Annotated in this window: 17 protein-coding genes; 6 read left to right on the forward strand and 11 right to left on the reverse strand. The window is 64.2% G+C overall.

Annotated features, from left to right (window positions below; genetic code table 11):
- Positions 1-13: 13 nt before the first annotated feature.
- Positions 14-1,198 carry a M20 aminoacylase family protein gene (locus AC3FKG_RS28125; RefSeq protein ID WP_483713628.1) on the reverse strand — a complete coding sequence of 395 codons (1,185 nt, stop codon included), beginning with the start codon at positions 1,196-1,198 and terminating at the stop codon, positions 14-16.
- A gap of 129 nt (positions 1,199-1,327) precedes the next feature.
- Between AC3FKG_RS28125 and AC3FKG_RS28130 the strand changes: the two genes are divergently transcribed.
- Positions 1,328-2,245 (forward strand): LysR family transcriptional regulator, encoded by a 918-nt coding sequence (locus AC3FKG_RS28130; RefSeq protein WP_483713627.1) that lies wholly within the window; start codon positions 1,328-1,330, stop codon positions 2,243-2,245.
- Between the two features lie 472 nt (positions 2,246-2,717).
- Here the strand turns inward: AC3FKG_RS28130 and AC3FKG_RS28135 are convergent, their stop codons facing one another.
- Together AC3FKG_RS28135 and AC3FKG_RS28140 are read right to left on the reverse strand one after the other, a co-directional pair.
- Positions 2,718-3,011, reverse strand: coding sequence for a hypothetical protein (locus AC3FKG_RS28135; RefSeq protein WP_488744714.1), 294 nt, complete (start codon positions 3,009-3,011; stop codon positions 2,718-2,720).
- Between the two features lie 185 nt (positions 3,012-3,196).
- Positions 3,197-3,499, reverse strand: a complete 303-nt coding sequence (locus AC3FKG_RS28140; RefSeq protein WP_488744715.1) for a hypothetical protein — start codon at positions 3,497-3,499, stop codon at positions 3,197-3,199.
- Between the two features lie 342 nt (positions 3,500-3,841).
- On the opposite strand from AC3FKG_RS28140, the gene AC3FKG_RS28145 reads away from it, so the two are divergent.
- The 5 genes from AC3FKG_RS28145 (at position 3,842) to AC3FKG_RS28165 (ending at position 6,564) form a co-directional block, all read left to right on the forward strand.
- Entirely contained in the window at positions 3,842-4,159 is a 318-nt protein-coding gene (locus AC3FKG_RS28145) for a DUF4148 domain-containing protein (protein ID WP_483713624.1), read from the forward strand.
- A 169-nt stretch (positions 4,160-4,328) separates the two neighbouring features.
- A complete protein-coding gene (locus tag AC3FKG_RS28150) occupies positions 4,329-4,850 on the forward strand; it encodes a dethiobiotin synthetase (RefSeq protein ID WP_488744716.1) in 522 nt (173 codons plus the stop codon).
- A gap of 96 nt (positions 4,851-4,946) precedes the next feature.
- A complete protein-coding gene (locus AC3FKG_RS28155) occupies positions 4,947-5,522 on the forward strand; it encodes an RNA polymerase sigma factor (protein WP_488744732.1) in 576 nt (191 codons plus the stop codon).
- Positions 5,512-6,180: an anti-sigma factor family protein gene (locus AC3FKG_RS28160; protein WP_488744717.1), complete on the forward strand. Its 669-nt coding sequence runs from the start codon at positions 5,512-5,514 to the stop codon at positions 6,178-6,180. The genes AC3FKG_RS28155 and AC3FKG_RS28160 overlap by 11 nt, the downstream gene beginning before the upstream one ends.
- Positions 6,181-6,339: 159 nt before the next feature.
- Positions 6,340-6,564 (forward strand): hypothetical protein, encoded by a 225-nt coding sequence (locus AC3FKG_RS28165; protein WP_483713620.1) that lies wholly within the window; start codon positions 6,340-6,342, stop codon positions 6,562-6,564.
- A 147-nt stretch (positions 6,565-6,711) separates the two neighbouring features.
- On the opposite strand, the gene AC3FKG_RS28170 is transcribed toward AC3FKG_RS28165, so the two are convergent.
- The 8 genes from AC3FKG_RS28170 to AC3FKG_RS28205 form a co-directional block, all read right to left on the reverse strand.
- Positions 6,712-8,028: an MFS transporter gene (locus tag AC3FKG_RS28170; protein ID WP_488744718.1), complete on the reverse strand. Its 1,317-nt coding sequence runs from the start codon at positions 8,026-8,028 to the stop codon at positions 6,712-6,714.
- Positions 8,029-8,104: 76 nt separating this feature from the next.
- Positions 8,105-9,109, reverse strand: coding sequence for a Bug family tripartite tricarboxylate transporter substrate binding protein (locus AC3FKG_RS28175; protein ID WP_488744719.1), 1,005 nt, complete (start codon positions 9,107-9,109; stop codon positions 8,105-8,107).
- Positions 9,110-9,139: 30 nt separating this feature from the next.
- Positions 9,140-9,994: an amidohydrolase family protein gene (locus AC3FKG_RS28180; RefSeq protein WP_488744720.1), complete on the reverse strand. Its 855-nt coding sequence runs from the start codon at positions 9,992-9,994 to the stop codon at positions 9,140-9,142.
- Positions 9,991-10,914, reverse strand: a complete 924-nt coding sequence (locus AC3FKG_RS28185) for an SMP-30/gluconolactonase/LRE family protein (RefSeq protein ID WP_488744721.1) — start codon at positions 10,912-10,914, stop codon at positions 9,991-9,993. The genes AC3FKG_RS28180 and AC3FKG_RS28185 overlap by 4 nt, the downstream gene beginning before the upstream one ends.
- 14 nt (positions 10,915-10,928) lie before the next feature.
- Positions 10,929-11,909 carry a Bug family tripartite tricarboxylate transporter substrate binding protein gene (locus AC3FKG_RS28190; RefSeq protein ID WP_483714474.1) on the reverse strand — a complete coding sequence of 327 codons (981 nt, stop codon included), beginning with the start codon at positions 11,907-11,909 and terminating at the stop codon, positions 10,929-10,931.
- Between the two features lie 89 nt (positions 11,910-11,998).
- Positions 11,999-12,934, reverse strand: a complete 936-nt coding sequence (locus AC3FKG_RS28195; protein ID WP_488744722.1) for a hydroxyacid dehydrogenase — start codon at positions 12,932-12,934, stop codon at positions 11,999-12,001.
- A 5-nt stretch (positions 12,935-12,939) separates the two neighbouring features.
- A complete protein-coding gene (locus tag AC3FKG_RS28200) occupies positions 12,940-13,638 on the reverse strand; it encodes an RraA family protein (RefSeq protein ID WP_483713612.1) in 699 nt (232 codons plus the stop codon).
- A gap of 49 nt (positions 13,639-13,687) precedes the next feature.
- The gene (locus AC3FKG_RS28205; RefSeq protein WP_488744723.1) at positions 13,688-14,656 is read right to left on the reverse strand and encodes a tripartite tricarboxylate transporter substrate binding protein; all 969 of its coding nucleotides are present in this window, start codon (positions 14,654-14,656) and stop codon (positions 13,688-13,690) included.
- Positions 14,657-14,714: the final 58 nt, after the last annotated feature.

Raw genomic sequence — 14,714 nt, forward strand, 5'->3', positions numbered from 1 at the left:
CATCCTCCCTTTTTCAGGCGGCGACGAGGTAGTGCTCAACCAGCCGCGCCCACATGCTCGCGCCCAGCGGGAGCGCCTCGTCGTTGAAATCGTAGCCGGGGTTGTGGACCATGCAGCCGCCCTGCGAGCCGCTACCGTTGCCGAGCAGAACGTAACAGCCCGGTACTTCGTCGAGCATCCATGAGAAATCCTCGCTACCCATTGCGCCCTTTTCCATGTCCTGCACGCAGTCCTGACCGAAGGAGTCCTGGATGACACCGCGGATGAAGCGCGTTTCGTCGGGCGTATTGACCACCACGCTGGTGACCTTGTGATAGTGAATTTCCGCGCTCACACCGAGGCTGCGGGCCTGCAGGTCGACCACTTCGCGCAGGCGGGCCTCGAGCGTGTCGCGCACATTTCGGTCGAGCGCACGCACGGTAAGTAGGATCTTCGCCGTCTCGGGAATAACGTTGTGCGTGGTGCCGGCCTGCAGTGAACCTACCGTAATCACGCCGGCATCGGTGGCCGACAGGTTGCGCGCGACGATGGTCTGCAGCGCCATGACAATGGCGGCGGCCGCCACCACGGGATCGCGTCCGTACTGCGGCATCGCGCCGTGCGCGCCCTTACCGGTCAGCGTGATGGTGACGGTATCGGACGACGCCAGCGTCGGCCCCTCATGGACAACGAAGTGCCCGAGCGGCACGCCGGGCGCATTATGCAAGGCGTAAACCGCATCGCATGGAAAACGCTTGAACAGACCGTCCTCCACCATGCGCTGCGCACCGCCCTGCCCCTCCTCGGCCGGCTGGAAAATCAGGTTGAGCGTGCCGTCGAATCGGCGCGTGGTCGCGAAGTAGTGCGCGGCGGCGAGCAGGATGGCAGTGTGACCGTCGTGGCCGCAAGCGTGCATCTTGCCGTGGTGCGTGCTGGCGTATGGCAGGCCGGTAGCCTCGACAATGGGAAGCGCGTCCATGTCGGCGCGGATGCCGATGCGGCGCGTGCCGTTGCCGAGCTTCAGTTGCCCGACCACGCCGGTGCCGCCTACGCCCGCCGTCACATCGTAGCCCCATTCCGCCAGCTTGTCGGCCACCAGGCGGCTGGTGCGGACCTCCTCGAAGCCGAGTTCCGGATGTGCGTGGATGTCGCGGCGCAGCGCGACGAATTCCGCCTGATGGGCGTGGATTTCGGGAATAATGGCGGCGCCTTGCGACATTTTCGGGTTCCTGTGGGGATGGATGCGGAAAGCCCATGGTAAGTAATCCCCCGCCGCAGTAACAAAGCACGAAAGTTGATAACCATAACCCGGGGTTATTCAGGTAAACCCCTGACCGGGTAGACCCGCATGAAACACCACCACCTGCGCGCCCTCGTCGCCATTGCCGATCACGGCAGCATCAACGCCGCCGCGCGTGCGCTGTGCCTGACCCAGCCGGCCATCACCAAAGCCATGCGCGAGCTGGAGGCCGAGGCCGGCGTGCCACTGCTGGCGCGCAACTCCTGGGGCGTGACGCTAACCAACGATGGGCAGGCGCTGCTGGCGCGAGCTCGGCTGATCGTCTGCGAAATCGAACGGGCCGAGTCAGAACTGGCGCAGCGGCGTGGCATCAATGAGGGCCGGCTCCGGATCGGGGTGTCGCCGCTACCTGGCATCTCGCTGCTGCCGCCGGCATTCTCGCGCTTTCGACAGGGCATGCCGGACGTGAGCGTCGACTTCCTGGAATTCGACCCGCCGCGACTGCAGGAACACCTGCGCAACGGCCAGGTCGACTTCGGCCTCACCGCCACGCAGGTTCTGGCCGCCGATCCGTTCCTGCAGTACTCCGAACTGGCGGTCTATCCGACGTCATTCGTAGTGCGCGCCGGCAGTCCGCTGGCCGGCGCAACCTCGCTGGCGGAGCTAGGGCACGCGGAATGGCTGCACCAGGACGCGAGCGACACCTACCCCGCCTATCTCGCCGGCCTGTTCGCCCGGCACGGACTGCCGCCGCCGCGCCGCATCACCCGCAGCACGTCGAACGTCCTGTTCAGCACGCTCATGCTGGAGACTGACGCGGTGGTGCCATTGTCGCTGGCGTCGGTACGCTCGCCCTATATCGCCAGCCTGTTGACGCCTCTCGCGCTGCCGGAGAATCCTCCGGATATCCAGATGGCCCTGGTGCTGCGCGAAGGTGCGATCCTCACGCGCACGGCGGACTACTTCATCCACTGCATCCGCGAATCCGCCGGTCTTGGGGTCGGGTCGCAGCCGGCATCATCATAGTGGCATGGCGAGTCTCGGTCCGAGACCGGCCAGGGTCGACGTTTAATGTCGCCCTGACCGTGCGATCCAGACGACCGCTTCGCCTAGGAAACTGCCGTTGGCAACACGCATGGCCCAGTGACCGCAAGGGTTGGGTAGAGCCGGTCGCTGCGGCCATCTGCATGGCCGGAACTTAGCCTGAGAGCCACGCATCCCGCTTCGCGAGTGGCGTCGATCTTCCGGCTCAATTACACGATGCACTGAACAGCGATGAATTGATCCTGGCACGCGAGCGATGTGATGGCGGTCGCCGGTCAAGAGACCAAACGGCCGCGCCTGAAGGCCACGATCACGTTAAGGACGGAACGCATCGATCGCGGCAGCCAAAAGCAAAACAGCCGACCAATCGGTCGGCCGTTTTCTTGAGAAGCCGCTGAAGGCATGGGAAGGTTTGGCTCGAACGACTACCCTTCGCCCGCCTTGCCAACGCCGCCTACTGCTTCGTGGCGGTGGGGGCCGGCGCGACCTTCTCAGCCGCGACGGGGGTAGCCTTTGCTGCGGCCGCCGGAGTAGCAGCCTTTGCCGTGCTCACCTTGGCGGCCTTGGCGTGCGCGGTCGCGTGCTTATGGGTAGCGGTCTTGGGGGGGGCCTTCACAGCGGGAGCCGGAGCGGCTTGCGCAATCGGAGCCTCCGGTGCCGGGGCAGCAGCGGGTGCCGGGGCAACGCCTTGAGCGAAAGCGGCGCCGGTGATGGCGAGGGAGGCGACAGCGGCGAACAGCTTCTTCATGATGAATCCTTCTTTGAGGTTAGAGACACAGCAAGTTGCTGTGCTTGCCCGTAAAAACGACCCGTGTTGAATTGGCGTTGACGACGAGGTTGTGACAAACCGTAAGCGATGTTTCTGCGGAGCCCATCGCCGGTACGTCCGCCTCGACCCGAGAACTCGCCATAGCGTGGTGGAGCACTCGTCGTTCATTCCACAGGCATTGGCATTTGCGCCGCTTTGGACAGGACGCGGACCGGCACCGGCTCATCGCGGCCGGCCACCAGCGGTACGGCGCAAAGCGCCTGTCGACAGGCGATTGGTGGTTCGCTGCTCCAGGTCACCGCCGAGCCGGTCTTGATGTTGAGGGACATCGGCGAGAACATGAAATTCCGGATCGTGACCACATTGGCGTCCTGCGCCTGCGCGACCGTGAACACTGAAGCCAATGCCGCCATAGGCATCGCACCCCCCATCGAGGCGAACGCGCTTTGAATGATGGTGAATAGCATTTGGGTCCTTGGCGGGTGCTGGGCCGGACTCAGGCGAGCGTTGCACTCGCCTCAGCGGGTATTGCGAGATCCTGATGCGGGTCACGCCAGGCATTTCGGGGAGCTGATCGTCCGGCACCTTCGCTAGACTGCCGCGGCGCCCGCTTTATTCCGAAATCGCCTTACGCATCCTAGGGATGGCGTAACGCCTTCGCACATCGTTCTCTCTCATGTCACTGGCCCGGGGCATCCGAAGCTTCTTGCACCCTCTTCGCGGGCAGGCGGAATTTTCCACGCAGACCGCCGGTTATGCATGCAAGCGCGTCAAAGACAGAAGCGCTTTTGCCCCCAAGGAGCTGTGAAATGAAAACGAGATCGTTGAATCGGCTGTATTGCGTGCTCGCCATTGCGTCACCCATCTGCCTTGCTGCCGGCTTTGCCCAGGCACAACCCGCGGCGCCGAACGATATGCCTCAGGTCACGCGTGCCGGCATCCTGAGAGAGCTGCAGGAACTGGAGGCCGTTGGCTACAACCCTGCGGCTCCCGGTGACACTCAGTATCCGGACGATCTGCAGCAGGCATTGCAGAAGCTGGATGCGAAGCGTCGGTCGGAACCTGCTACCGCGCCCAGCACCACAGCCGAGACCACCAGGCCTGCACTGACCACCGTCACTCAATGAGATAGGCCTGCGTGTTCGTGGCCACAGCGGCAAGCCACGCAAACATGCAGGTGCCCGAACGTCGCACAGCATCTTGCGATCGACACCGCCTCCTGGCCTGCCGCGGCAGATAGTCCGGCTCCGCCGCGTCGGATCGCGAGAGTTGCACCATGACCGTCGGAGGACAACCATGATTTCAATATTCCCAAACCGGCGCGTCCTGGCGCCCCTTGTCCGGCATGCAAGGCTGTTGCCGGCGCTGGCTGCCTCGGCCCTGGCCTTCGCCTGTGCAAGTCCCGCGTGGCAATTGGTTGCGCCGGGCGCCAGCGAAGCGGAGTTGCAAGCCACGCTTGGCCCGCCGCGCGAGGTCTATCGGCTCCCGGATGGTTCGCGCCGCTGGCTTTATCCCGCGCAGGGCGAAGCCAAATGGGCAGCCCAGATCGACCCGGACGGGCGCGTAGTCAGTGTCCGGCAGATGCTGACCGCCGAAGAGTTCGGCATGGCGAGGGTCGGCGAGTGGACCATGCAGGACGTGCTGGTCCACTTCGGAAAGCCCGCGGAAACCTCCTATATCCCACTCATGCGGCGCAAGGTCTGGAGCTATCGCTTCGCGTCTGACGCCGTGCAGTACTCGACCATGCACTTCTACTTCAATCCCGAGGGCGTGTTGGTGCTCACGCAGGTCTTTCCGGACTTCCTGAACGAATCGTAGCGCGGAATAAATCGCCGCAGCCGATGGTAGGACAGGTGCAAGACAGAGGAGAGCACCGTGAACTCTACTGATGAGTCCAGCCGTTTCGCGCAGGTAATGCTGCCGCATCTCGACGCTGCCTACAACCTGGCACGTTGGCTGAGCGGCAGCGCGAACGACGCGGACGATATCGTGCAGGCAGCCTACTTGCGCGCATTTCGCTTCTTCGACACCTTTCACGGTGGCAATGCGCGTGCGTGGCTGCTCGCCATTGTCAGGAACACATGGTTCAGCGAATGGCGCCGGCGGCGTGACGCCGCCGACGGCACGCCCTTTGACGAAGTCCTCCACGGCGACGAGCGGCTGCCCGGATGGGAGGACGATATCGGCAGCGATCCCGAAACACTGGCGGTACGCCGCGACGATGCGCAATTGGTACACCGCGCACTCGAGCAACTCCCGGTCGACTATCGCGAGGTTCTCGTGCTGCGTGAGCTGGAAGAAATGAGCTACCGCGATATCGCCAGCGTCGCGGGCATTCCGATCGGCACTGTGATGTCGCGGCTGGCGCGCGGCCGCCGGCTTCTCTGCACCGTGGTTCGGGCAGCCCAGACGCAAGGCCGGGGCGGCCGCATCCCTCTTTCCCCAATGCCAGTGCCGGGCCGTTCGATGGGAGCCAATCATGGACGATGACAAGGCGATGACGTCGCTGAACGATCTATTGCGCGATGGCTCGCTTCACTACCGTGCGCCACCGTACCTGCGCGCACGCGTGGAGGCCGGGCTGCCAGGGAAATCGCGCCGCGTGTCGTGGCTGGCATGGCGCATGCGTTCCATGAATCCTGCGTTGGCGTGGGCAGGCGGCGGCCTTGCCGGCGTCGCCGCCTCCGCAGTGGTAGTGGCCATGCTCTCGCTGGTGCCCTCGCAGCAAAGCAGCAGGATGGGGCAGGAGCTCGTGACAAGCCACGTCCGCGCGCTGCTGTCGCAACACTCGATGGACGTGTTGTCAACCGATCAGCACACGGTGAAGCCCTGGTTCAACGGGCGGCTCGATTACGCGCCGCCGGTCATCCAGTTGCCGGGTGGGGACTTTCCCCTGGCTGGCGGCCGCGTTGACTACGTCGACCATCGCATGGTGGCTGTCCTGATCTACCGCTACCAGCGGCACCCGATCGATCTTTACGTCTTCCCGTCAGGGGGCGGCGTTTCAACCCCGGTGGCCGATTCATCCGACGGCTACTCGATCGTCCATTGGCACCAGAACGGTATGGACTTCTGGGCAATCAGCGACGCCGAGCCGGTTCATGTGAACGCGTTCGCGCAGGCCATCCGGACAGAACTGGGCAACTGAACAGGGAATAAACAGGATGCCGGCGCAATTGGACAAGTGCATGGCGAACCCGAAGGCAAGGGGCACCGGCCTCCAGAAAGCGGGCCCGACATGCACATACCAAGCGTAGGCCTGACGGCACCGCTATGGACACCACCGCTGTTAGATTTGGAGACTGTCGTGAAAATCCTATCCACTGTTGTTCTCGCCGCATTGACTTCGTCCGCGGTCCTGGCCCATGCAAGTAACCTGCCTGCCGATTCCAGCGGCGGCAAGACGCATATCAACGGGCCGCGCGACCCGTACACCGACGGGGCGAAGGCAGGCAAGTTCGACGTCTACTCGGAAGGTGCGAGGGGCGTCACGGATCGGCGGGATCCGTTCACCGACGGCGCGCATAGTTAAGCCGCCATCGAAGCGCGGCGCGAACAGGGCGGGCCGCGGCCCGCCCTGTTCGCGCCCGGCCCTCCAGGCGCCGGTCGCTCAACCCTCAACGCCCGGTATGTTGCCTCCGTAACGAACGGTGTCCGCAGACACGGCAACCGCATCCAGCTATTGTTTCGCGCTGCTGCCACCGGGACTGGCACTCCGGCTGATCCACAACAAACTCATGCTACCGAGCAATGCCAGCGCAACCAGCGGAAGGAGTGCAAGTCCGTAGCTTCCCGTCGCAGTCTTGATCAGACCCACCAGCGAGATCATTCCGCCGCCGACAAGGTTCGATGCCGCATTGATACCCGCCAGCCCTGCCGCTGCGGAGCCGGAATCGAGCCAACCCGACGAAAGTGTCCAGAACGGGCCCTTGAAAGAGTACGCCCCGCACAGCGCCAGGCTCAAGCCCAGCATCGTCGTGGCCAGCGCGGGAGCCACCAGCGTCGCCAGCAGCCCCACGGCGATACAGGCCAGCGGGATGGCCGTATGCCAGCGGCGCTCGCTGGTCTTGTCCGAATGCCGCCCCCAGAGCACCATGACAACGCATGCCAATCCGTACGGCACCGCGTTGATCAGGCCGGTCTCGAATGTCGACAACCCAAACGACTTCAACAGTTGCGGTTGCCATAGCGACAGTGTTGTACCGGCGGCCGACGCGCCCGAACAAACCAGCGCCATGACCAGGAAATGCCGGTTCGAGAGCAGCTTCCAGATCGACGCCTTGCCGACGAGCTTCTTGCCCGCACGTTCACTGTCCAGGCGTTGTTCCAGCCACGTCTTCTGGTCCGCGTCGAGCCATTTGGCAACCTGCGGCCGGTCGGTCAGCACAAACAGGCAGGCAATGCCGAGCAGTACCGTGGGCAGGGCTTCGAGGAGGAACAGCCATTGCCAGCCATTCAGGCCCAGAAAGCCGTGCACGTGCAGCAACGCCGCCGACAGCGGCGACCCGAGGAAGCTCGCAAGCGGAATCGACACCATGAACGTAGCAACAATGCGCGCCCGATAGGCCGACGGAAACCAGTAGGTCAGGTACAGAATGACGCCCGGGAAGAAGCCCGCTTCGGCAGCGCCCAGCAAGAAGCGAATCGTATAGAACGACGTCTCGCCCGACACGAACGCCATGGCGCCCGAGACCAGGCCCCACGAGATCATGATCCGCGCAATCCAGCGGCGCGCGCCGACCTTTTGCAGCGCCAGGTTGCTCGGCACCTCGCACAGAAAGTACGAGACGAAGAAGATGCTGCCGCCGAGTCCATAGACGGCGGCATTGAATCCCAGGTCCTTGTTCATCTCCAGCGCCGCGAAGCCGAGATTGACCCGGTCCAGCAGGTTGAAGAAATAGCAGACCATCAGGAACGGGACGATGCGCCAGGCAACCTTCCTGATGGTGTCGGCTTCCAGATTGGGCTCTTGGTGTTCGGCAACTGCGGTGTACAACGTCTTGCTCCGGTGGTTATGCAAACTGATACAGGCGGGGCCACGATCTGCTCGCTTCCATGCTGTCAACCATGGTTCACTCCAGCGTGATGTTGGCCGCCTTGCCAACGCGGCTCCACTTGGCGATATCCGCCTTCTGGATCTCGGCGAGCCGTTGGGGCGCTCCGCCAACGATCTTGATCCCCAGCTTGCCCAGTTGCGCCTTGACCTCGGGATCTTGCAAAGCCTTATTGATCTCGGCATTGAGCCGCTGGACGATGGCAGGCGGCGTGCCGGCCGGTGCAAAGACACCCTGCCATTGCTCCGCCTCGAAGTTCGCGACGCCCGCTTCGGCCATCGTCGGCACGTTCGGCAGGCTTGGCACCCGCGCCGCGGTGGCCACGGCCAGCGCGCGCAGCTTCCCGGCCTGTACGTGAGGAAGAATCGGCGCGGTAGGCGCGAACATGAAATCAACATGGCCAGCCATGACATCCTGGATCGCCGGGACGTCGCCCTTGTAAGGCACATGGTTCATGCGTACGCTTTCCTGCTGCTGCAGCAGTTCCGCCGACATCTGCAGGATCGTGCCGTTGCCGCCCGACGCGTAGCTCACGGTGCCCGGCTTGGCCTTGGCAGCGGCCACCAGTTCCTTGACGCTCTTGTAAGGGCTGTTCGGCCCGACGATCAGCACGCTTGGGATGGTGCCCAGCAGCGCCACCGGCGTGAATGATTTCACCGCGTCATACGGCAGCTTCGGATTCAGCGCCGGGTTGATGGCGTGAGAAGCGGTCGAAGCACCGAGCAACGTGTAGCCGTCCGGTGCGGCGCGGGCCACGAAGGCCGAGCCGATGGCGCCGGTGGCGCCGGGGCGGTTCTCGACCACGATGGTGGTATGCAGCGCCTGCCCGACCTTCTGCGCGATCAGGCGCGCCAGGATATCGGTCGTGCCACCCGCCGGGTACGGCACGATGTAGTTGATGACCTTGTTGGCAGGCCAATCCGTCTGCGCGTTGGCTGCGCCCAAGGCAAACGATGCGGCGGCCAGGCAGACCGAAATGCCCAGCTTGCCCACGCGGGCCGACAGGTGAAGCGATTCGAACATCATGTCTCCAGTTCTTCCTTGCGGTACGACTCAGGCCGGGATGACGTCCCCGAACCCGTAAAGCGTTTGCGGATTGCGAACCAACACCTGCTGCGCTGTGTCGGACGATCCACACCAGCCTATGAACGTGCGCAGCACGGCGGCATCGTCGACCGGCTGGCCCCCCCTGGCCTGCGCCGAGGGGTGCGGCCAGTCCGATCCCCACAGCATCCGCTCCGGCGCCAGATTCAGGTAGCGCGCCGCCAGGGGCTGCATGTCGCCGTAGTGCGGAGCCCCGTCGAGCGATTCGATATAAGGGCCCGACAGCTTTACCCAGGCATTGCCGGCTGACACCAGATCGGCAATGACGCGGAAGGCCGACTCCGCCTGCGGCTTGCCGAGCGGCAGATGGCCATAGTGGTCGAACACCATCGGCACTGGCAGCGCCGCCAGCATGCCGGCCGCGTCGGGCAGCCACTCGGGCGGCAGGTTGAGCTGGACGTGCCATCCGAATGCGGCAATCCGCTCGGCCAGCGCAGGCAGGTCGTCAAGCGATACCGGCGCGGGCAGCGTCAGGTTCAAGCGGATGCCGCGAATGCCCGCCCGGTGCAGCCACGCCAGTTCATCGTCAGTGACATCGGCCACCACCGCCACGCCGCGTGCGCACGGGCCCAGCGCCGCGATGGCATCGGTGGTGCTGGCGTTATCGGTGCCGTAGGTCGATGGGGTCACCACGATCACGCGCTGCGTGCCCAGCAGGCGCTGGACCCTGCGGTAGTCGTCGACCGAGGCATCGGCCGGCCGTAGCGTCGCGCCCGGCGCCACCGGATAGCGGCTGTCATAGATATGCATATGGCAGTCGCACGCGCCGGCGAAGTCGATGACGGGGATCGGTCCGGTGGTCATGCCAAACGTCCGCCATGCACCGGGGCGCCGCCTTCCGGCATCTCCGCGCACAAGATCGAGCCGGTCGTGGACTCGGTCATCAGCAGCGTCTTGCCGTCGGCTCCGCCGAAGCACAGGTTGGTGAGCGATGCCCCCACGGGCGTGCGAATCACTTCGACCGGCTCGGCACGATGGTTGAGCACCCAGACATAGCCCAGCCCCGGATTGGCGACCAGAAGAAAGCCATCGGCACGCATGGCCAGCCCGTCGGGGCCGCTGGGCCCATACGACGTGAAGAACTGGCCGACCTTGCTGACCGAGCCATCGGCCTGCAGCGGCACGCGCCATACGCAGTTGCCGCGTGTCATGGCCACGTACAGCACCTTCTCGTCCGGCGAGAGGACCAGCCCGTTCGGACTGGGCGCGTTGGCCAGCAGCACATCGAGCTTGCCATCGGGTGCCAGGCGATACACGCGGCCCGTGGGGTCGTGCATGCCGGTCTGGCCCTGGTCCGTGAAATACAGGTTGCCGTCCGAATCGAAGGTCAGATCATTCACGCCCCGGAAGCGCTCGGAGTTGCGGCGCTCCAGGAACGGTGTGACAGTGCCGGACTTCGGGTCCAGCCGCATCAGGCCATTGCGATAGTCGGTAATCAGGAAGTCGCCGCCGGCCAGCCGCTTCATGCCATTCGGCTCGCCGTCATACTCGGCAATCAGCTCCCAGTCGCCGAGCATCGATACGCGAAACACGCGGCCATAGGGGATATCTGTCACCCACAGATATCCATCCGACCAGACCGGCCCTTCCAGGAAGGAATCGGTGAGCGCCCCGCCGCGATTGGCGAGCGACCAGGCGTTGTCCCGATCCTGCCGGCGAAACGATTCCGGCAGCCGTGTGAGCACGGCCGCATCGCGAACGGCAGGTGGCGCAAGCAGCAACATCGTGGGTCTCCGGGTTATTGCTTTTCGATATTGGCCTTCTGTGCAACGGTGGCCCATTGCGCAGTTTCCTTCTGGATCAATTGTGCAAATGCGCCGCTATCCAGATTCCCAGGCTGTGAACCCATCTGCGCCAGGAATTGCTTCATGTCGGGCGATTGGAGCGCCTTCTGGACCTCCGACTGCAGACGGGCGATGACTTCCTTGGGCGTGCCCTTCGGTGCAGCCAGGCCGGACCAGTTGAACAGGCTGAAGGCCGGTACGCCGGCTTCTGCAAACGTCGGCACATTCGGGAACACGTCGACCCGACTCTTGCCGCTGATGCCCAGCAGCCGCATCTGGTTGCCCTTGACCGGCGCCACCGCGGTCGGCGTGGACACCACCAGCAGATCGACGCTGCCGCCCAGCAGTCCAACCATGGCTTCGCCGGCACCCTTGTACGGCACGTGCATCAGCTTGATGCCGGCCGCCTGCTGGAAGGCTTCGGCGGCAAAATGCGGCGAGCTGCCTGGGCCGCCCGTTCCGAACGTCACCTCACCAGGATGCGCCTTCGCATAGCTGACTAGTGACGCGAGATCCTTGAACCGCGAATCGGCTTTCACGCCGAGCACCACCGGAGAGAAGGCGAACGGTGCGATGGGCACCAGCGCAGTCTGGTGGTCCCAGTTCAGTTTCTTGAAAACGTAGGGCAGCGTCGTGTACGAGTTATCGTTGGCCAGCAGCGTGTAGCCATCCGCCGGTGCATTGACGACCTGCGTGGTGCCGATCGTGCCCGACGCACCGGGCTTGTTTTCGACCACAAAGCTCTGGCCCATTTGCACAGTCAACTTCTGGGCGATCTTGCGTGTCACCACATCGACGGCGCCGCCAGGCGGATTCGGCACGACGATCCGGACGGGCTTGTCCGGGTAAGCGGCCAGTGCGGGTGTGGCCACGCCGGCGACGGCCGAGATGACGGTGACCAAAGAAGCCAAACGGAAAAATGCGCGATGCAACATCATTGTCTCCTGGCACCTCCGGCGGGTCCGGCTTGCTGCCTGACCCGCGGTGATGCCTGTTTCTATCTGAGGAAACCTGGGGGTTTCACTTACACCGAAGCGACCGTGTCCTGCAGTACAGCCAGCACGTTCTTTGCTGCGCCAACGCCCATGTTCACATAGGCCGCGTCGCTGACGCCGCCGATATGCGGCGACAGGATAAGGTTGGGGATTTGCTGGAACGGATGGGGAACGGTCATCGGCTCGGCGGCGAAGCTGTCCAGCCCGGCCGCGTAGAGCTTGCCGTTGGTCAGCGCCTCGGCCAGTGCCGGTTCGTCGATCAAACCGCCGCGTGCCGTATTGACCAGGATCGCACCGTCCTTGAACTGGGCCAGCGTCTCGCGGTTCAGCATCCCGCGGTTCTCTTCCGTCAGCGGGCAATGCAGCGACACCACATCGGACTCACGATAGAGCTGCGGCAGGTTGTCCACCAGCGTCACACCGGCGGGCACAGCTTTGGCATAAGGGTCGAACGCGATCACGTTCATTCCCAACGCCACACCGGTCGCGGCGGCGCGACGACCAATCTCGCCCAGGCCCACCAGGCCCAGCGTACGACCATTCAGCTCGATGGACTTGTGGGTCGACTTGTCCCAGTGGCCAGCGCGCATACGGTCATTCAGGTGGGGCACCGCCTTGGCGCAGGCCAGGATCAGCGCCCACGCATGCTCGGCCACGGCGGCAGCATTCGCCCCCACTGCCGCCTTCACCGCGATGCCGCGCTCGGCGGCCGCCTTCTGGTCAATCACGTCGATGCCGCTGCCGTGCTTGGAAATCACCTTGAGCGAAGGGGCGGCATCCATGATCGTCGCCCCCACCTTGCCGTAGCGCACGATGATGGCTACCGGGTCCTTTTCCTTGGCCAGTGCCAGCACGGTTTCCTCGCTGCACTGCTTGCCCGCGAAGGTCACTTCAAAGTCCTTCAGCAGTTCAAGCGCCTGCGGCGCCAGGTCATTACCCGTGACCAGTAGAGCGGGCTTCTTCATGCTGCTCACAGCGATTCACCTTCGGCCAGCACGCCGGCGGCACGCAGCTCCTTGTCCAGCCAGCCCGGACGCAGCTCGCCGGCCTTGATGGCGGCGATACGCTTTGCTTCAGCATCCACCTTCTTCTGCGCCAGTTCCAGGATGGCCGGCACGTCTTCGCGCGGGATGACCACCACGCCGTCGGCATCGCCCACGATCAGGTCGCCCGGATTGACGGCCACGCCCGCTACCGATGCCGGCCAGTTCACCAGGCCGCCGATGGCCTTGGTGGGACCGCAGGGATTGGTGCCGGCCGAAAACACCGGGAACGGGCCACTGGCCAGTTCATGCGAATCGCGCACGGCGGCGTCGATGACGAAGCCGGCGAAACCGGACGCCTGGGCCTGCGTGGCCATGATCTCGCCGCACAGCGCCGCGGTCTGGTCGCCCTTGCCATCGACCACGATGACGTCGCCAGGCTTCCCGATGGCCAGCGCCACATGGAACATGAGGTTGTCACCCGGGCGCACCTCGACGGTCAGCGCCGGGCCGCACACCTTCATCGCCGGCGACAGGCCTTGCACCCGGGCGTTCAGCGTGCCGCGACGGCCGACCACATCCGCCAGGATGGCGGCCTGGAACTTCGAAGCACGCTCCACCAGTTCAGGGGACACGCGCTCAAAATCGCGACGGATCGCGGGGGATGCTTTGGCTTGGGTGCTCATATACGACTCCAGATGTGACGGACAAACAAATAGGACCTGCTGGTTGCAGTTACTTCGCGGAAGCGGTCTTCCACAGGCTTTCGAACTTGCCGCGCTGCGTGGTCATGTGCTGCGTCCACGCCGCGCCGGACAGATAGGAGATACCCCGCGCCTCATTCACGGCGCGGGACAGGAATTCGGGGTCTTTGGTGGTGGCCTCGATGGCGTCCTGCAGGCGCTTCGCAATGGCGGGCGGCAGTCCGCGCGGCGCCGCGAAGCCTCGTTCGGACGAGATCGTGATGTCGAGGTTCTGTTCACGGGCCGTTGGCACGTCCGCCACGACGCCCTGTCGACGTTCACTGCCAAGTTGCGCGAGCACCTTCACGTCCCTCGACGCGCGGTCGGCTTCGGTGAATTCGGTGGTGCTCATCGCCATGACGTCGATGTGATGGCCCAACAGGCTGGTCTTCGTCTGCGACGTTCCGGCAAAGGGGATGTGGTTGACCTTGGCGCCGGTGGCCCGCTGGAGGGCCAATGCAGCCATATGGCCGTTCGTGCCGATGCCGTTGCTGCCCATCGACAGGCCTTCCGGATTGCCCTTGAGCTGCCTGACCAGATCGGCCATCGACGCCAGCTTGCTGTCGCCAGCGACCACAAACATGGTTGGGTCGTCGATGACGCGTGCCAGCGGAACGATGGCGGCCGGATCGTATTTAGGCTTGCGCTGGATGGGAATCGTCAGGAAAGAAGGCGTCGAGATGATGCCGATCGTGTAACCGTCGGGTGCGGCCCTTGAAAGCGACAGGTAAGCAATCTCGCCCGAGGCGCCCGGCTTGTTGACCACAACGATGCGTGCCTTCCCGCCCAGGTGCTTTTGCAGAAACGGTGCCATCGCACGGGCGAGCAAGTCGGTTCCGCCGCCTGCGGCGAATCCGACATACACCTCGATGGGCCGGTCCTCTGGCCACGCTGCCTGGGCCGACACGGCGGTCATGGCCATTGCAGCGAAGAGAAGAACGCGGGATCGAATTGCTCGCATGGTGGTCTCCGTTGTTGTAGTTGTACGATGTACAACACTGTTTCACAAATCTGAGGGA

The organism is Cupriavidus sp. 22TCCZM04-2 (genome assembly GCF_057798895.1).

What these genes read in the sequence shown, in the direction of transcription:
- AC3FKG_RS28125 (WP_483713628.1), bottom strand. Translation starts at nt 1,198, where the DNA reads ATGTCGCAAGGCGCCGCCATTATTCCCGAAATCCACGCCCATCAGGCG.
- AC3FKG_RS28130 (WP_483713627.1), top strand. Translation starts at nt 1,328, where the DNA reads ATGAAACACCACCACCTGCGCGCCCTCGTCGCCATTGCCGATCACGGC.
- AC3FKG_RS28135 (WP_488744714.1), bottom strand. Translation starts at nt 3,011, where the DNA reads ATGAAGAAGCTGTTCGCCGCTGTCGCCTCCCTCGCCATCACCGGCGCC.
- AC3FKG_RS28140 (WP_488744715.1), bottom strand. Translation starts at nt 3,499, where the DNA reads ATGCTATTCACCATCATTCAAAGCGCGTTCGCCTCGATGGGGGGTGCG.
- AC3FKG_RS28145 (WP_483713624.1), top strand. Translation starts at nt 3,842, where the DNA reads ATGAAAACGAGATCGTTGAATCGGCTGTATTGCGTGCTCGCCATTGCG.
- AC3FKG_RS28150 (WP_488744716.1), top strand. Translation starts at nt 4,329, where the DNA reads ATGATTTCAATATTCCCAAACCGGCGCGTCCTGGCGCCCCTTGTCCGG.
- AC3FKG_RS28155 (WP_488744732.1), top strand. Translation starts at nt 4,947, where the DNA reads ATGCTGCCGCATCTCGACGCTGCCTACAACCTGGCACGTTGGCTGAGC.
- AC3FKG_RS28160 (WP_488744717.1), top strand. Translation starts at nt 5,512, where the DNA reads ATGGACGATGACAAGGCGATGACGTCGCTGAACGATCTATTGCGCGAT.
- AC3FKG_RS28175 (WP_488744719.1), bottom strand. Translation starts at nt 9,109, where the DNA reads ATGTTCGAATCGCTTCACCTGTCGGCCCGCGTGGGCAAGCTGGGCATT.
- AC3FKG_RS28180 (WP_488744720.1), bottom strand. Translation starts at nt 9,994, where the DNA reads ATGACCACCGGACCGATCCCCGTCATCGACTTCGCCGGCGCGTGCGAC.
- AC3FKG_RS28185 (WP_488744721.1), bottom strand. Translation starts at nt 10,914, where the DNA reads ATGTTGCTGCTTGCGCCACCTGCCGTTCGCGATGCGGCCGTGCTCACA.
- AC3FKG_RS28190 (WP_483714474.1), bottom strand. Translation starts at nt 11,909, where the DNA reads ATGTTGCATCGCGCATTTTTCCGTTTGGCTTCTTTGGTCACCGTCATC.
- AC3FKG_RS28195 (WP_488744722.1), bottom strand. Translation starts at nt 12,934, where the DNA reads ATGAAGAAGCCCGCTCTACTGGTCACGGGTAATGACCTGGCGCCGCAG.
- AC3FKG_RS28200 (WP_483713612.1), bottom strand. Translation starts at nt 13,638, where the DNA reads ATGAGCACCCAAGCCAAAGCATCCCCCGCGATCCGTCGCGATTTTGAG.
- AC3FKG_RS28205 (WP_488744723.1), bottom strand. Translation starts at nt 14,656, where the DNA reads ATGCGAGCAATTCGATCCCGCGTTCTTCTCTTCGCTGCAATGGCCATG.